Origin of the sequence: Lentzea terrae, from assembly GCF_003265345.1 — a bacterium.
GTDB lineage: Bacteria > Actinomycetota > Actinomycetes > Mycobacteriales > Pseudonocardiaceae > Lentzea > Lentzea terrae.
Map to the genome: position 1 here is coordinate 429,887 of NZ_QFWW01000026.1, position 16,095 is coordinate 445,981.

At 67.4% G+C, this 16,095-nt stretch carries 18 protein-coding genes; 12 read left to right on the forward strand and 6 right to left on the reverse strand.

Going from position 1 to position 16,095, the window contains the following annotated elements:
* The first annotated feature begins 11 nt into the window (after positions 1-11).
* From DI276_RS33630 to DI276_RS33655, 6 genes are all read left to right on the forward strand, one after another.
* Positions 12-1,010: an ABC transporter permease gene (locus DI276_RS33630; protein WP_112270872.1), complete on the forward strand. Its 999-nt coding sequence runs from the start codon at positions 12-14 to the stop codon at positions 1,008-1,010.
* Between the two features lie 28 nt (positions 1,011-1,038).
* On the forward strand, positions 1,039-1,935 hold the full coding sequence (locus DI276_RS33635) for an ABC transporter permease (RefSeq protein ID WP_408610607.1): 897 nt from the start codon (positions 1,039-1,041) through the stop codon (positions 1,933-1,935).
* Complete coding sequence (locus tag DI276_RS33640) at positions 1,935-3,107, forward strand: ABC transporter ATP-binding protein (RefSeq protein WP_112270876.1); 1,173 nt, start codon at positions 1,935-1,937, stop codon at positions 3,105-3,107. The genes DI276_RS33635 and DI276_RS33640 overlap by 1 nt, the downstream gene beginning before the upstream one ends.
* Complete coding sequence (locus tag DI276_RS33645) at positions 3,104-4,096, forward strand: ABC transporter ATP-binding protein (RefSeq protein WP_112270878.1); 993 nt, start codon at positions 3,104-3,106, stop codon at positions 4,094-4,096. Before DI276_RS33640 ends, DI276_RS33645 begins: the two co-directional genes overlap by 4 nt.
* Before the next feature lie 77 nt (positions 4,097-4,173).
* Positions 4,174-5,010, forward strand: a complete 837-nt coding sequence (mshB, locus tag DI276_RS33650) for an N-acetyl-1-D-myo-inositol-2-amino-2-deoxy-alpha-D-glucopyranoside deacetylase (protein WP_112270880.1) — start codon at positions 4,174-4,176, stop codon at positions 5,008-5,010.
* Positions 5,000-5,431: a hypothetical protein gene (locus DI276_RS33655; protein WP_112270882.1), complete on the forward strand. Its 432-nt coding sequence runs from the start codon at positions 5,000-5,002 to the stop codon at positions 5,429-5,431. Before mshB ends, DI276_RS33655 begins: the two co-directional genes overlap by 11 nt.
* Here the strand turns inward: DI276_RS33655 and DI276_RS33660 are convergent.
* Positions 5,407-6,129 carry a GNAT family N-acetyltransferase gene (locus tag DI276_RS33660; RefSeq protein WP_232837092.1) on the reverse strand — a complete coding sequence of 241 codons (723 nt, stop codon included), beginning with the start codon at positions 6,127-6,129 and terminating at the stop codon, positions 5,407-5,409. The genes DI276_RS33655 and DI276_RS33660 overlap by 25 nt on opposite strands.
* A gap of 145 nt (positions 6,130-6,274) precedes the next feature.
* Here DI276_RS33660 and fdxA point away from each other — a divergent pair, with 145 nt between their 5' ends.
* Positions 6,275-6,601, forward strand: coding sequence for a ferredoxin (gene fdxA, locus DI276_RS33665; protein ID WP_030472963.1), 327 nt, complete (start codon positions 6,275-6,277; stop codon positions 6,599-6,601).
* A 2-nt stretch (positions 6,602-6,603) separates the two neighbouring features.
* A complete protein-coding gene (dapC, locus tag DI276_RS33670; RefSeq protein ID WP_198681085.1) occupies positions 6,604-7,695 on the forward strand; it encodes a succinyldiaminopimelate transaminase in 1,092 nt (363 codons plus the stop codon).
* 3 nt (positions 7,696-7,698) lie between these two features.
* Here the strand turns inward: dapC and DI276_RS33675 are convergent, their stop codons facing one another.
* Positions 7,699-8,604: a hypothetical protein gene (locus DI276_RS33675; protein ID WP_157985095.1), complete on the reverse strand. Its 906-nt coding sequence runs from the start codon at positions 8,602-8,604 to the stop codon at positions 7,699-7,701.
* A gap of 69 nt (positions 8,605-8,673) precedes the next feature.
* Positions 8,674-9,666, reverse strand: coding sequence for a 2,3,4,5-tetrahydropyridine-2,6-dicarboxylate N-succinyltransferase (gene dapD, locus DI276_RS33680; RefSeq protein ID WP_112270899.1), 993 nt, complete (start codon positions 9,664-9,666; stop codon positions 8,674-8,676).
* A gap of 337 nt (positions 9,667-10,003) precedes the next feature.
* Here dapD and DI276_RS33685 point away from each other — a divergent pair, with 337 nt between their 5' ends.
* On the forward strand, positions 10,004-10,471 hold the full coding sequence (locus DI276_RS33685) for a hypothetical protein (RefSeq protein ID WP_112270901.1): 468 nt from the start codon (positions 10,004-10,006) through the stop codon (positions 10,469-10,471).
* 215 nt (positions 10,472-10,686) lie between these two features.
* Here DI276_RS33685 and DI276_RS33690 read toward each other — a convergent pair whose 3' ends face one another.
* Positions 10,687-11,100: a hypothetical protein gene (locus tag DI276_RS33690; RefSeq protein WP_112270903.1), complete on the reverse strand. Its 414-nt coding sequence runs from the start codon at positions 11,098-11,100 to the stop codon at positions 10,687-10,689.
* 60 nt (positions 11,101-11,160) lie between these two features.
* Between DI276_RS33690 and dapE the strand changes: the two genes are divergently transcribed.
* The 3 genes from dapE to DI276_RS33705 are packed head-to-tail and all read left to right on the forward strand — an operon-like array spanning position 11,161 to position 13,555.
* Positions 11,161-12,228: a succinyl-diaminopimelate desuccinylase gene (dapE, locus tag DI276_RS33695; protein ID WP_112270905.1), complete on the forward strand. Its 1,068-nt coding sequence runs from the start codon at positions 11,161-11,163 to the stop codon at positions 12,226-12,228.
* 17 nt (positions 12,229-12,245) lie between these two features.
* Entirely contained in the window at positions 12,246-13,022 is a 777-nt protein-coding gene (locus tag DI276_RS33700; RefSeq protein ID WP_112270907.1) for a TIGR00730 family Rossman fold protein, read from the forward strand.
* Complete coding sequence (locus DI276_RS33705; RefSeq protein ID WP_112271472.1) at positions 13,022-13,555, forward strand: LOG family protein; 534 nt, start codon at positions 13,022-13,024, stop codon at positions 13,553-13,555. The genes DI276_RS33700 and DI276_RS33705 overlap by 1 nt, the downstream gene beginning before the upstream one ends.
* On the opposite strand, the gene DI276_RS33710 is transcribed toward DI276_RS33705, so the two are convergent.
* Both DI276_RS33710 and DI276_RS33715 read right to left on the reverse strand, forming a co-directional pair.
* Entirely contained in the window at positions 13,526-14,578 is a 1,053-nt protein-coding gene (locus tag DI276_RS33710) for a winged helix DNA-binding domain-containing protein (protein ID WP_112270910.1), read from the reverse strand. The genes DI276_RS33705 and DI276_RS33710 overlap by 30 nt on opposite strands.
* Positions 14,579-14,588: 10 nt before the next feature.
* Positions 14,589-16,082 carry a CocE/NonD family hydrolase gene (locus tag DI276_RS33715; protein ID WP_112270912.1) on the reverse strand — a complete coding sequence of 498 codons (1,494 nt, stop codon included), beginning with the start codon at positions 16,080-16,082 and terminating at the stop codon, positions 14,589-14,591.
* Between the last annotated feature and the right edge of the window lie 13 nt (positions 16,083-16,095).

A 16,095-nucleotide genomic window follows, 5' to 3' on the forward strand; every position in this document is an offset into this window, starting at 1 on the left:
GGAGCCCGCCCGTGATCCGCTACATCATTCGGCGCCTGCTGATCTCCATACCCATCCTGCTGATCGGCAGCTTCGCCTGTTACGTCCTCGTCGCGACCGCCGGAAACCCCTTGGCGGAGATGCGATTCAGGCCCGGCGTCACCGACGCCGACATCAGGGCCGCCGAGGCCTCCCTCGGCCTCGACAAGCCCGTCGTCATCCGCTACTGGAACTGGCTCATGGACTTCCTGTCCGGTGACTGGGGCCAGAGCATCGCCCTCGGCCAGGCCAAGACCGCTGTCTTCCCCGCCGTCACCGACGCGCTGTGGACCACCGGACGGCTCGTCATCGGTGCAGAGCTGCTCGCTCTCACCCTGGGTGTCTCGGTCGGCGTGCTCGCCGCCGTGCGCCAGTACTCGATCTTCGACTACCTCGCCACCAGTACCGCGTTCCTGATGTTCTCGATGCCGATCTTCTGCGTCGCGGTCATCGTGAAGAACTACGGCATCCAGTTCAACAACGTCCTGGAGTCGATGGGACTGGAGCGCTGGCTCACCACCGCCGGCCCCCGGCCAGGTGGCTTCAGCGGCAGCATCGGCGACGTCATCTTCAAGTACACGGGCACGTTCCTGCTGCCGACGATCGCGCTGATGCTGATCAGCTTCGCCGCCTACAGCCGGTTCGAACGCGCCTCCATGCTGGAGATCCTGCACTCGGACTTCGTGCGCACCGCGCGGGCGAAGGGCATCTCGCAGAGCAGGGTGATCTTCCGGCACGCGTTCCGCAACGCGCTCATCCCCGTCGCCACGCTGTTCTCGCTGAACTTCGGCGCCGTGTTGTCCGGCGCGATCATCACCGAGACCGTGTTCGGCTGGGCCGGCATGGGCACGCTGCTGGTGAGCTCCGTGCGGCAGTTCGACCCGCCCATGCTGATGGGCTGGCTCGCGGTCACCGCGAGCCTGATCGTGCTGTTCAACCTGATCGCCGACATCGTGTACGGCATCCTCGACCCTAGGATTCGCCTTGGCTAACATCAACTTGGCGTCCGAGGGCGGCGTGGTGAACAGCGCTCCCCAGTCCGACTCGCACGAGTTCGACGCCACGAAGACCCGCACGCAGGGCCAGCTCGTGCTGGGGCGCTTCCTGCGCCACCGGCTCGCGATGGTGAGCCTCGGCGTGTTCGTGCTCCTCGTCCTCTTCGCGTTCCTCGGTCCGTTCATCTGGACCTACGACTTCGAGGACGTGTCCAGCAAGTCGTACCAGCCGATGAGCGGCACGCACCCGCTCGGCACCACCCAGGTCGGCAAGGACATGCTGGCGCTGCTCATGCGCGGCACCGGCTACTCGCTGCAGATCGCGTTGATCGTGGCCGCGCTCGCGACCGCCATCGGCGTGATCTTCGGTGCGCTGGCCGGATATCTGCGCGGTTTCGTCGACACGGCGCTGATGCGGCTGGTCGACCTGCTGCTGATCATTCCGCAGATCGCGGTCGCCGCGATCGTCGTGAAGGGCTTCTCCGGCAGCTGGTACGTCGTCGCGCTGGTGCTCGCCTCGTTCGCCTGGATGCAGATCGCCCGCATCACCCGCGGTGAGACGCTTTCCTTGGCACAACGGGAGTTCATCGAGGCGGCACGGGCCTGTGGCGCATCGACGCCGCGGATCATCTTCAAGCACCTGGTGCCGAACATGATCGGCAGCATCACCGTCAACGCCACGCTGGCGATCGCGACCGCGGTGCTCACCGAGGCCGCGCTTTCGTTCCTGGGACTGGGAGTCCAGCCCCCGGACACCTCGCTCGGCGTGATCGTGCTGGAGAACTACGGGCAGTTCCTGAACCGGCCGTGGCTGTTCTGGGGTCCGTTCATCGTGCTCGTGTCGCTCTCCCTGGCCGTCAACTTCATCGGTGACGGCCTGCGCGACGCGTTCGACCCGAGGCAGACGAAGGTGCGTGCCTGATGACGAGTGTTTCCGAACTGTCGGAGGACTTCCTGCCCTCCAACACCACCTCGCCGCTGCTCTCGGTCAAGGACCTCTCGGTCACGTTCCCGACCGACGACGGCGACGTCCGCGCCGTGCGCAACGTCTCGTTCGACCTCAACTCCGGCGACGTGCTGGGGATCGTGGGCGAGTCGGGCTCCGGCAAGTCGGTGTCCTCCATGGCGATCATGGGCCTGCTGCCCAAGAACGCGATCGTCGAAGGCTCGATCCGCTACCGCGGTGAGGAGCTGAACGGCCGCACCTACAAGCAGATGCAGCCGTTCCGCAGCAAGCACATCTCGATGATCTTCCAGGACCCGATGACGTCGCTGAACCCCGTCTACACCGTGGGGTGGCAGCTCGCCGAGACCTACCGCGCGCACCACGACGTCTCCAAGAAGGCGGCGTGGGCCAAGGCGATCGACGCGCTGGAACTGGTCGGGATCCCGCAGCCGGACAAGCGCGCGGCCCAGTACCCGCACGAGTTCTCCGGCGGCATGCGGCAGCGCGTGGTCATCGCGATGGCGATCATCAACGACCCCAGCGTGATCATCGCCGACGAGCCGACCACCGCGCTCGACGTGACGGTGCAGGCGCAGATCCTCGACACCATGCTGCGCATCCAGTCCGAGACCGACGCGGCGATCGTGATGATCACGCACGACCTCGGCGTGGTCGCGGGCATGGTCAACCGCGTGCAGGTGATGTACGGCGGCACCGTGGTCGAGTCCGGCCCGGTCGACGACGTCTTCGAACGCCCGCGGATGCCTTACACCGTCGGACTTCTGGGCTCGGTCCCGAACCCGGCCACGCTCGGCAAGCGGCTCACCCCGATCAAGGGTGCGCCGCCGTCGCTCGTGAACCTGCCGACCGGTTGCTCGTTCTCGCCGCGCTGCCCGCTCGTCGCCGACGTGTGCCACGAGTGGGAGCCGTTGCTGGAGGAGGCCGGCGCACCGAACCACACGACGCGCTGCCACCGCTGGGAGCACCTGGCGACGATCGACCAGCCGCAGCGGCTGTTCCTGCACGACGAGATCGGCACGGTGGAGAACCCGGCGGTGTTCGCCGCGGCCAACCCCGACGACTCGCTCGAAGTGACCGCAGTGCACGGCTCGTTGCTCACGGATCTGAAGGATGAGGAGGCGAAGTGACCGCGCCACTGCTGGAGGTCACCGACCTCGTCAAGGAATTCCCCGTGCGGGGCAAGGGAATCATCCCGCGCAACGTGGGCACGGTGCAGGCCGTGTCCGGTGTGTCGTTCTCGCTGCGCGCCGGTGAGACGCTCGGTCTGGTCGGCGAGTCCGGCTGCGGCAAGTCGACGACCGGGCGCGCGATCCTCCAGCTGCACAAGCCCACGTCGGGCTCGGTGAAGTTCGAGGGCCGCGAGCTCACGTCCATGAGCAACAAGCAGCTTCGGCCGTTGCGCAAGGACATCCAGATCGTCTTCCAGGACCCGTACGCCTCGCTGAACCCCAAGTGGCAGGTCAACGACATCATCGCGGAACCATTGCGGATCCACGGTGTCGAAGGTGGCGTGCAGCGACGGGTCAACGAGTTGATGGAGCTCGTGGGTCTCAACCCCGAGCACCGCAACCGCTACCCGCACGAGTTCTCCGGCGGTCAGCGGCAGCGCATCGGCATCGCGCGGGCGCTCGCGTTGAACCCGCGGTTCCTGGTGCTGGACGAGCCGGTGTCCGCTTTGGACGTCTCGGTACAGGCCGGTGTCGTGAACCTGTTGGAGGAACTGCAGGAACGGCTCGGGCTCGCGTACCTGTTCGTGGCGCACGACCTCTCGGTGGTGCGGCACATCTCGGACCGGGTCGCGGTGATGTACCTCGGCAAGATCATCGAGATGGGTGATCGCGAGGACATCTACAACCGGCCGATGCACCCGTACACGCAGGCGTTGCTGTCCGCGGTGCCGATGCCGGATCCCAAGCAGGAGCGCCAGCGTCAGCGGATCGTGCTGACCGGTGACGTGCCGTCGCCCGTCAATCCGCCGTCCGGCTGCCGGTTCCGCACGCGGTGCTGGAAGGCGCAGGACATCTGCGCCACCGAGGAACCGAAGCTGGAATTGCGGGGTGGACCGGACGGAACGCTGTCCGCGTGCCACTTCGCGGAGGAACGCTCGGTGGTTTAGAAGGTTCACAGACCAATTGAGATCCTTAGCAAAGGCCGCCTTCATCATCCGATGAAGGCGGCCTTTACTCTTTTCCGGTGACGCTGACTGCCCCACCACGGTTGCTCTTCGTGCACGCTCACCCGGACGACGAGAGTCTCTGGACGGGCGGCACCATCGCGCGCTACGCCTCCGCGGGCGCGCACGTGACTGTCGTCACCTGCACGCTGGGGGAAGAGGGCGAGATCATCCCGCCCGGACTGGCGAACCTGGCCGCCGACGCCGCCGACCAGCTGGGCGGATACCGCGTGGGTGAGCTGAGATCGGCCTGCGCCGCGCTCGGCGTGACCGACCACAGGTTCCTCGGCGGCATCGGCCGGTGGCGCGACTCCGGCATGGTCGACGTGCCGTCCAACGCGCACCCGCGCGCGTTCATCCAGGGCTCGCTGGACGACCAGACCGCCCAGTTGGTCGAGATCCTGCGCGAGGTCAAGCCTCAGGTGGTCGTCAGCTACGACGCGTTCGGCGGTTACGGCCACCCGGACCACATCCGCGCGCACGAGATCACGGTGGCCGCGTGCGCCCAGGTCTCCGACGTCGAGCGGGTCTTCTACGCCGTGACGTCCCGCGACGCCACCAAGGCCGGCGTGGCCGCGCTGGAGAACGTGCCCGAGGCCTTCCGGCTGCCGGAGCCCGGTGAGCTGCCGGTCACGCCGGATGAAGAGATCACAACGGTTGTAGACGTGTCCGAGCACCTGACGGCCAAGCGACGGGCGTTGCGTGCACACTCGACGCAGGTCAGTGTGTGGGACGACGGGTATGCGCTGTCCAACAACATCGCACAGCCGCTGGTCGGCGGTGAGTTCTACGTGCTGGCCAAGGGTTCGGCGGACGGCGCGGCCACAGACCTGTTCGGAGGACTGAGTGACCGGTAGTTGGCGAGTGGTCTTCCTGCTGCTTCTGTGCGTCGAGGCGGCAGTGCTCGCCGTGCTGGAAACGATCTTCCTGCCGCTGCGCTTCGACGGCACGCTGCTGCCGAAGCTGGGCGACTTCCCGTTCCCGATCATGATCTTGGTGGCCGCGTTCACGATGCCGGTGCTGGTGTCCTGGGCGGCCTCGCTGTCCGAACGGGTGCTGACCGCCGCGTCGCCGTTGCTGGTCTGGTTCCTGACGATGATGGTGTTCAGCTACTTCGAGCCGGGGCGCGTGACAGGTTCGGTCCTGTTGCTGCAGGACTGGCGCGGTCTCCTGATGTTCGCCGGTGGCGCGTTGACGGGTGCGGTGGCCGTGGGCGCGGTGATGGCGCGCAACGCCGCGCACCGGCCCGGCCTCTACGAGACCGCGGGCACCCAGTAGCGGTAGCGGTGGTGCTCGGTGCAGCCGAGCTCCTCGTACAGCCGGATCGCGGGCTCGTTGTGCTCGGCCACCTGCAGCGCGCACGTCGTGGCGCCCTGCTCCAGGCCCCAACCGGCCAGTTCGCCCATCAGCTGCCTCGCCAGGCCCTTGCGACGGTGCGTCGGACGCACGGCGAGGCGGGCGATGTGCAGGACGTCCTCGACGACGGCGCCGCGGACGGCCGCGACGACCGCTCCGTTGTCGCTGAGGCTCGCGAAGCAGACGTTTCCACCGCTGCCGAGCACGTGCCGCTGGGCGGCGGAGACCTCGGATCCGGCCGTCAGTTCCCACCATCCGGGAAGATCGTGGTTTCCGGCTACGCCGTCGGCGAACTTCTCCAGCGGGCCCGTCATCACCAGCGACTCCGCGCCGCCGGGGTGGTCGAGGTCCACCTGCCAGCCCGTTTCCCGAATCGCGCGCTCGTGCCTTGAGCCGTTGATCACGTGGGCCGTGGGTTTGATGCCGTGCTCGCGGGCGAACCCTTCGGCGACGGCCAACGCTTCCGCCACGGGAATGCCGGGATCGCCGCAGGTCAGCGTGCTGTTGGCGCGGCCGGTGAACCCGTCGGCGGCGCGCATCAACCAGTCCCCGAGCGGGACTTCTGCCAGCGCGGGCCATGCTCGCGCGCAGAGCGATTCCAGGTGATCCTCGGTGTGCACCCGTTCATCCTGTCCCAAGCTCGTCTCAGCAGATGGAGTGACGTGGCACACCGTGCAGCTAAGGCAAGCCTGACCGGGTGATACTCGAACGTGCCGCGTACTCTCCGGCTTGCGCGGTGTGGACCAGAGGAAGTTGGAGAGCGCAGTGACCTATGTGATCGCCCAGCCGTGCGTGGACGTGCTCGACAAGGCGTGCATCGAAGAGTGCCCCGTCGACTGCATCTACGAAGGCGACCGGATGCTCTACATCCACCCCGACGAGTGCGTGGACTGTGGCGCGTGCGAGCCCGTGTGCCCGGTGGAAGCCATCTACTACGAGGACGACGTCCCCGACGAGTGGAAGGACTACACCAAGGCGAACGCGGACTTCTTCAACGAGCTCGGCTCGCCCGGTGGCGCCTCGAAGGTCGGCAAGGTCAGCGCCGACCCCGAGTTCATCAAGGTGCTCGAGCCGCAGGCCGAGGGGCATTGATCATCCAACGCCGGGGTCCGGCCCTGCCGGACTTCCCGTGGGACTCGCTGGCTGACCACGCCGCCAAGGCGCGCAAGCACCCCGGTGGTGTGGTCGACCTGTCGGTCGGCACTCCGGTCGACCCGGTTCCCGCGGTGATCCAGTCCGCTCTGTCGTCGGTCGCCGACATCCCCGGCTATCCGACCACCCACGGCACGCCCGAGCTGCGCGCTGCCTTCGTGGCCGCCGTCGAACGCCGCTACGGCATCGTCGGCCTGTCGCCCGCGGCCGTGCTGCCCACGATCGGCTCCAAGGAGCTGGTGGCGTGGCTGCCGACGTTGCTCGGCGTCGGTCCCGGCGACATCGTGGCCGTGCCGTCCGTGGCGTATCCGACGTACGAGGTGGGCGCGCTGCTGGCGGGTGCCACCGTGGTGCGGCTGGCCGACGGGGAGCTGCCGCCGGCCGGCACTCGGCTGGTGTGGCTGAACTCGCCGTCGAACCCGACCGGGCGCGTGCTGTCGGCCGCGCAGCTGCGCGATGCCGTTGCCGCCGCCCGTGCCGTTGGTGCCGTGGTCGCTTCGGACGAGTGCTACCTGGCGCTGCCGTGGGAAGCCTCGCCGGTGTCGGTGCTGCATCCGTCCGTTGTGGACTCCTTCGACGGGGTGCTCGCCGTGCACTCGCTGTCGAAGTCGTCCTCGCTGGCCGGCTACCGGGCCGGGTTCATCACCGGCGACCCGGAGCTGATCTCAGGTTTGCTGGAGCTGCGCAAGCACGCGGGCATGATCGTGCCGCGGCCGGTGCAGGAGGCCATGCGGGCCGCTTTGGAAGACGACTCGCACGTGGCCGAGCAGCGTGCTCGGTACCTGGCCCGGCGTGAGGTGCTGAAGCCCGCCCTGGAGGCGGCCGGGTTCACGGTGTCGCACTCCGAGGCGGGGCTGTACCTGTGGTCGTCGCGCGGTGAGGACGCCTGGGAGACGATCTCCTGGCTGGCCGATCGCGGCATCCTCGCGGCGCCGGGGACGTTCTACGGGCCGGCTGGTGCCCAGCACGTGCGGATCGCGTTGACGGCGACCGACGAGCGGATCGCGGCTGCGGCCGAGCGCCTCAGGGTTTGATCTTCAGGGTTTGAGGGCTGACCAGACTCTTCGGGTGAACTGGTTGGGCGGCACCGCGTCCGTTGTGAGCCGGACGCTCGTGCTGATCGAGTCACCGCTCAGGCCGAGTCCCAGCACCAGGTGCCAGTGCAGGTCCCAGAGGTCCTGGAACGCGTCCAGCTCGACGTCGGCGTCCGCGCTGACGTGGAGCACGGCCGGTTCCGCGACCCGTACGACCCGTTCGACCGCCCGCACGTCCCGCGTGTTCGTGCGGAAGCTGAACGCCAGGTCGACCGTCTCGCTGTCGAGCCCGTACGTCGCGTACGAGTGGCACCGGTGGTGTGGCAGCGACAACGGCTGGTTCGTCTCCAGGTAGAGGTCGCCCTCGAACCGCAGCGTCGGCGAGTGCTGGCTGAGGGTGGCTCTGGCGCTGACGAACTCCCAGCCCGGCATGTCGAGCTTGGGCACCAGCAGTTCCAGGACCTCGCCTCTGCGCGCGGATCTCGTGCGTTCGCCGGAGCGCCACGGGATTTCCCTGCTGTAGGGCTCCTTCTTCGTGACGAACACGTACGGCGCGTTGTCGGTCTGCAGGCTCAGGACGACGACGGTTCTGCGCGGTGCCCAGTCGAACGCGACCGTGGTGAGTCCCGGCGCGACACCGTCGAAGTGGCTTTCCACCCTGGGCCACCAGCTCGACAGCTCCTCGGCCGGCGCACCCTTGACGTACCGGCCTTTCTCGTCGACGCCGACGATCCACATCGCCTCGGAACCCCTGGCCGCGTTGCAGAGGGCGGCGATCTGTCTCGCCGCCTTGCCGTGGTCGACCGGCCACTGGGTCTTGAACTCGACGAAGGAGTCCTCCGACTGCGCCCCCTCCAGGGCACGCTCGATCGCGGCGCGAGCGTTCAACTCGAGTCGCTGTTTCAGCACGTGCACCTCCCTGAGTTGGCAAGGGCCCAGCCTGCCTCAGCAGACCGGGCCCCAGACACTGAGTTTGCCTCAGTCGTTCGCGTGCAGCGCCGAATTGAGCTCGACGCCGGTGCCTTTTCGTGGCTTGGCCATGACCGTGCCGGTCACGGAGTCGCGGATGAACAGCACGTTGTTGCGGCCGCTCAAGCTCAGCGCCTTGACGACCTCGCCGCCGGGGAGCGTGACCTTGGTGCCCGCGGTGATGTAGAGGCCCGCCTCGACCACGCAGTCGTCGCCGAGCGAGATGCCCAGGCCGGCGTTGGCGCCGAGGAGGCAGCGCTCACCGACGCTGATGACCTGCTTGCCGCCGCCGGAGAGCGTTCCCATGATCGAGGCGCCGCCACCGACGTCCGAGCCGTCACCGACCACGACGCCGCCGGAGATCCGGCCCTCGACCATCGAGTTGCCCAGCGTGCCGGCGTTGAAGTTGACGAAGCCCTCGTGCATGACCGTGGTGCCCGGTGCGAGGTGGGCACCCAGGCGGACGCGGTCGGCGTCGGCGATGCGGACGCCGGTCGGGACCACGTAGTCGACCATCCTGGGGAACTTGTCGATGCCGTAGACCGTGACCGGGCCCCTTGGGCGGAGGCGGGTGCGGGTCTGTTCGAAGTCCTCCACCGCGCACGGGCCGTGGTTGGTCCAGACGACGTTGGTCAGGAGGCCGAAGATGCCGTCCAGGTTCGCGCCGTGGGGCTTGATCAGGCGGTGGCTGATCAGGTGGAGCCTCAGCCAGACGTCGTAGGTGTCTCGGGGGGCGGTGGTGAGGTCTGCGGTGACCTTCACGCCGACTACTTCGACGTTGCGTTCTGGGTCTTCGCCCAGGAGCTTGGCCGCTGACTCGCCCAGGGCTTCCGCGATTTCTGCGGAGGAGAGGCGGGTGGTGGCTAGGCCGACTGCTTCTGCGGCAACCTCGGCTGCTACCTCTGCTGGGGCTTCCGTCAGGGCAGGGGACGGGTACCAGGTGTCTAGGACGGTGCCGTCCGGGGTCACTGTGGCCAGGCCAATGCCGTATGCGGTGCTCACAGGGGGTCAGCCTAGTCCGCACCTCCTTCGGGGGCGCGGACTGGCCGGAACGCCTTCGGCGCGGTCAACGCGGTGATCACGATCCCTTGTCGGGTGTTCACCTGACATCGGTGGCGTCATGGTCTTCCTATCCTGGTGATCAGCCGCGGCACCGACGCGGGTATCTGCCCGGCACCGGAGTAACAGACACCCGTTTCCGCGAGGCAGCAGAAAGCTGCCGTCAGATCGAACACAACCTCGTTTCGCACCCTGACAGGGGTATGGCGATCGACAGTGCTGGAACCTGTTCGGTCGCAGAACAACGATCTGAATTCGGCAAGGTCAGAGGGGGGAAGAAATGAGCAAAATCACGAGCCGTGTCGCACGCCTGGGGTTGGTTTGGGCGGCGGTAGCGGTGGCCGGCCTGGTAGCCGCGCCGTCCGCGAACGCCGCAGCAACCTTCTACAGCAGCGTGCCCACCAAGGCCACGGGTGTGACGACCGTGAAGTCCACGAACACCGGTCACGGCACCCTGCAGATCCGCAAGGGCAAGTACGACGGCAAGACCTACCTCTGGGGACGCGTCTCCAACCCCGACTCGACGTTGAACGCGGGATGGGACCTGAAGTTCGTCGTCGCCAGCTCCAGCATGCCTGGCGCCCCTACGAACTGCCGTTCCAACGACACTGGGAGCACTAAGAAGGACATCGACACGACGACCTACACCTCCGCCGTCGTACTCAAGTCCGGCTGCCACTACGAGGCCATCGCGGTCAATCGGTCCAACTGGAACGACGGCTGGTACACCGGCTACTACTCGCCCTGACCGACGCCTGCCACGGTGAGAAGCCAATTCATTCCGGTCTTGAGCGATGGTCCATCGATCGGTCGAGTGCGGCCAGGTCCACCGGGCATGGAAACAGGGCCTCTTGGTAGCTCGAAGGATGTCGACGCCAGGCCCGTGCAACAAGAAACCCCCAGGTCAACGGCCTGGGGATTTCTGTGCTTCTGGCTGACTCCCAGTGCGCGTTGGCGTTGGGGCTAGCCCGGTACCTCTGCGGAGAAGTAGAGGGAACCGAGGACGCCCCTCGTGGCGATCAAGGCCTCGTTGCACTTCGACTGGCGGGCGTCGGTGCTGGAGACGTTGTCGACGTTCACGTCGCTGCACTTGTGGGTCTCGAAGTCGCCTACTGCGGTCATCAGGCGGGGGAGGACCTGGCTCACGTCGTCCTCGACTTCTTTGCCCTGGAAAGAGCTGTCGAGTTTGCGGGTCATCGAGCTGACGCTGGCCACCCAGGCGGCGCAGTCGGCTGGGGTGCCGCTGTGCTGGGAGCCGCACGGGGCCGTGAAGAGGGTGCGGATTTCGCCGCACTGCCGGTCGCAGGCGGCGGGGGCCTCGCCGCAGCCCGTTGCCATGAGGAGCAGCGAGATGACCAGGAGTGTGCGTTTGATCACGCGGAGTACGATATCGGCTGAATGGCCTAGCCGAAAAACGGAATGAGTAGGGTGAACGGCGTGTCCGACACCCTTGATCTGCTTGCTGACCCGATTGAGCTGACCACTGCGTTGGTGGATGTGCGCAGCGTGTCCGGGGAGGAGGCGGAGATCGCCGATCTCGTGGAGCGGTCGCTCGAGTTGCATGCGCCGCACCTCGAGATCACTCGATCGGGGAACGCGGTGCTTGCCCGCACGAATCTCGGGAAAGAGCGACGGGTGGTGCTGGCCGGGCATTTGGACACGGTGCCGATCAACCAGAACTTTCCCAGTCGGCGTGAAGGGGACGTGCTGCACGGGTGCGGGACTGTGGACATGAAGGGTGGCGACGCGGTGATGCTTGCGATCGCCGCTCGCAGCCAGGACGCCCGGCACGATCTGACGTTTGTGTTTTACGACTGCGAAGAGATCGAGGCTGAGCGCAACGGGCTCACGCGGATTCAGCGGGACCTCGTGGAGTGGTTGCAGGGGGACCTGGCGATCGTGTGCGAGCCGTCCAACGGGACGGTTGAGGCCGGGTGCCAGGGGACTATGCGCATCGAGGTCAGGACGAGCGGGAAGCGGGCGCACACCGCCAGGGCGTGGATGGGTGTCAACGCCATTCACGGGATGGGGGAGGCGTTGCGGCGGCTGGAGGCGTATGTGCCGCGGCAGCCGGAGATTGATGGATGTCGGTACCACGAGGGGCTGCAGGCCGTGAAGATCACGGGTGGGGTCGCCGGCAACGTGGTGCCGGATGAGGCTGTGCTCACGGTCAACCACCGGTTTGCGCCTGATCGGACTGTTGAGCAGGCCGAGCAGCATCTGCGTGAGGTGTTCGAGGGGTTCGACGTCGTCGTCACGGACTTTGCCGGGGGTGCGTTGCCTGGACTGCACGCTCCGGCGGCGCAGGAGCTCGTCGAGGCTGCGGGCGGTACGCCGGTGGCCAAGCTCGGGTGGACGGACGTTGCGCGGTTTGCGGCGTTGGGGATGCCCGCGGTCAATTTTGGACCTGGGGATCCGACGTTGGCGCACACGCGGGAAGAGCACGTACCGGTCCGGCAGATCACCGGGTGTTTCGACGTGCTTAAGCGATTTTTGCTTGCCTGATCACTAGGATCTCAGTGATGACGGAAGACGAGAACGGTGTCGTGGACGAGCACCCCAAAGAGAAGATGCGCGGGCCCGTTGTGCTGCGCAGAGAACGTCGGGACGAGTTGACCACCACGGACCAGCGGTTGCTGGATTCGCGGGGGCCCTCGGACTGGGTGCACACGGATCCGTGGCGGGTGCTGCGGATTCAGGCCGAGTTCGTCGAGGGCTTCGGCGCGCTCGCTGAGGTGCCGAGTGCGGTGACCGTGTTCGGGTCGGCGCGGACTGGGCGGGATCATCCCGAGTACCAGCTCGGGCGGGATCTTGGTGCGGCGTTGGCGCAGGCCGGGTTTGCCGCCATCACGGGTGGTGGGCCGGGTGCCATGGAGGCGGTCAACCGGGGGTGCTCGGAGGCCGGTGGGTTCTCGATCGGGCTCGGGATCGAGCTGCCGTTCGAGCAGGGGCTCAACCCGTGGGTCGACCTCGGGGTGAACTTCCGGTACTTCTTCGTGCGCAAGACGATGTTCATCAAGTACTCGCAGGCGTTCATCTGCCTGCCTGGTGGGTTCGGCACGTTGGACGAGCTGTTCGAGGCCTTGACGCTGGTGCAGACCAAGAAGGTCACGAAGTTCCCGGTGGTGCTGTTCGGCACGCACTACTGGCAGGGGCTGTACGACTGGATCAAGAGCTCGGTGCTCGAGGGTGGCAAGGTGGGCGAGAAGGACCTCGCGCTGCTGCACCTGACGGACGACATCGAGGACGCGGTGCGCGTCGTCAAGGAAGCGCACCAGGCATGGGCGGACGCGCACTGATGTACGTGGCGGTTTACTGCGGCAGCCTTTCCACCGTGCCGCAAAGTTACATCGACCTCGCTGCCGAGGTGGGGCGCCAGATCGCGGCACGCGGCTGGAACCTCGTCTGGGGTGGCGGGCAGACGTCGATGATGGGTGCGGTGGCGCGGGAGGCTCGCGCTGGTGGCGCGCACACCTACGGGGTGATCCCGAAGGGGCTGGCCACCAGGGAGATCGCGGACCGGGAGTCGACCGAGCTGCACGTCGTCGACACCATGCGCGAGCGCAAGAAGATGATGGACGACAAGGCGGACGCGTTCCTCACGCTGCCCGGTGGCATCGGGACCGCCGAGGAGTTCTTCGAGGTGTGGACGGCCGGTGTGCTGGGCATGCACCGCAAGCCCGTGGTGCTGCTCGACGTCGACGACCACTACAAAGGACTCGTCGACTGGCTGACGCACCTGCGGGACAAGGGATTCGTGTCGCACGCCGCGTTGCAGTCGCTCGTGGTGACGAACGACGTGTCAGTTGCTCTTGACGCTTGCGTCGGTTAGTCCCTTGGCCTGAGCGAGGATTTCGGTCTCCGGCAGGAGATCCGGCAGCGGGCGGTACGGCGTGGCCGTCACCTCGAACCGCTTGCCGGACACCACCCTGCCCTGCCAGGAGCCCGCGATCTCGCCGTCCACCAGGATCGCGCCCCGGCGGCCGAGAATGCGGAAGATGTCCTTCTGCGCCGCCTTGTCCGGCAGCAGCAGGTCCCGGTCGCGGGCCTGCAGGTACGGGTCGGTCGGCGGGAGCAGGCGCACGTCCGGTGGTTCGGCGTCGGCGATCTCGAGATCTTCCGGCAGCCACGCCTTTTGGCCCTCGACGGTCACCTCGACCAGGCCTTCCTTCGGCCACTGCTTCTTGACCTCGCGGGTGGTCGTGCCGAAGTAACTGGCCACTTCGGACGGTCCGGCCGGGCCGTGCAGGGTCAGGTAGCGGTGCACCAGCTCGTGAAAGCCCGCGGTCTTGCGCGGGACGCCCGGCCAGCCGTGGATCCGCTCGAACGTCACGGTCTTCTCGCCGGGCAGGATCCGCAGGCCGGCGGGCAGCGCGCCGAGCCGGAAGATCGGGTCGCTGACGTGGTCGGTGCCGCAGCCGCGGCACGCTTCGACGGTCTGCTTGGGCGCCAACGGGGTCAGCGCCTTGCTGACGTCGCCCTTGGTCATCGGCTTCGTGACGATCGACCGCATCGCCGTGGCGATGTGCCTGAGTGACGCCACCATGTCGTCGACTTTCGGCCGGGAGGCGCGCGCTCGGGCGTCGGCGTCGCTCCACGGCCACAGCGCGCGGGAGAACGCCTTCAGCTCACCGGCTCGGTGCAGATGGGGAGCACCGCGCACGGACCAGGTCAGGACGAAGTCGTCCACCGAGGGATCGTGGAGGCGGGCGGCGAGGCTCAGCAGGGCCGAGCCGGAGGTGTTGTCCTGGACGCCCAGGGACAACACCGCCAGCTCGGCCACGTCGGAGACCCGCCGGTCCAGCTCGTGCTGATGGATCCGGTGGAAGAGCACCTGCTGCCGGGTGAAGTCCACCCGGACATTCTTACGCCTTCGGAACCGTGAGGCTCGACGGTCCGAAGGTGACGGACGATCCCCGTGTCGATTCCGTTAGATAGCGCGGGTCCACCGTGTCGATCACCAGTGCGATCCGGTTGCCCGCGCCGACGTTCCACACCGTCGGCTCGAGCTCGACGTCGAGCGTCTGCGTGCGGCCCGCGCCGGTCACCTTCACCGGCTTGTGCGTGATCAGCGAGCCCAGACCCAGCGGCCCGACCTCGTACAGGTACGCGAACAACGTGGTGGTCTCCGCGCTCGGCGTCACGGTCAGCTTGAGCTTCGGCGTGCCCGCGAGCGTTGCGCCGTTCGGGTACTGCGGACCGCCCCACACGCCCGCGAGGTTGCGGTCGACGAACGGCAATGAGACCCCGGTCGGGATGTTCAGGAACCCTTGCAGCGCACCGGAGAGCAGGATCGTGCCGCTGTCGGCGACGGTGTTCCAGCCCGCGTAGATCTTCTTGCCGTCGAGCTGCACCGTGTCGCCGGCGCCGGACGGCCACGCGCCGAACTTCTTCCACGTGCCGCCGTTGTTCGGCTTGAGCTGCACCGGCTGCTCGGCGTCGATGCCGTTGGCCGTGCCCTTGACGTGGCGGTCGAACCAGCGGCCGACCGACTCCCAGATCTCGTTGGGCAGACCGGCCGCGCCGAACAGCTCGGCGGTGGCGTGGTCGCCCGGCGAGAGCATGAGTCGCTTGGGACCGGTGAGCTTGGAGTAGAAGTCCGCGACCTGGCCCGGCGCGAAGATGCCGTCGTTCCAGGCGTTGCCGATCATGACGGCGGTGCCGTTGGCGTTGATCTGCGAGATCTTCGAGGCGGCGGAACGGCCCGCGGAGATCGGCACGACCTCCCAGAACCTGCCGTCGCGGTAGGCGTCCTCGGCTTCCAGCAGCACGGGGCCGGGCCGTCCGGTGGCGTGCCCCGCGGCCAGCAGCACCTCGACGGCCTGCTTGTTCACCGTGCTGTTCGGGTAGAGCGAGCGGGCCAGGTCGGTCCACGTGCTCAACGCGGCCGCGGCCTTGATGCGCTTGTCGTTCGCCGCCGCCAGCAGCGACTGCCCCGCGCCGTAGGAGATCCCGGCCGCGCCGACCCTCGTGCCGTCGGCGTGCGCGTTGGCGATGGCCCAGTCGATGACCTTGCTGACGTCGCCGACGGTGTCCGGGCCGGCGATGTCGATCTCGCCGCCGGAGTCCCAGAAGCCGCGGCTCGTGTAGCTCACCACGACGTAGCCGGACTCCTTGGCGAGCTTGGCCGCCGCGCCGACGTACTCGATGTTCGGCACCGCCCAGCTGGACGGCATGACGAGCAACGGGAACGGGCCGGGGCCCTGGCCGGTCGGTTCGACGACGAAGGCCTTCAGGGCGGTGCCACCGACGCCGGAGATCGACTTGTAGGTGATGGAGTGCCCAGGAGCCGCGATGGCAGCTGGAGCACCGAGCAGGGATGTGAGGAGTACCAGGACTAAAACAAGTGATCGTCGCACGCTGGTCCTCCTT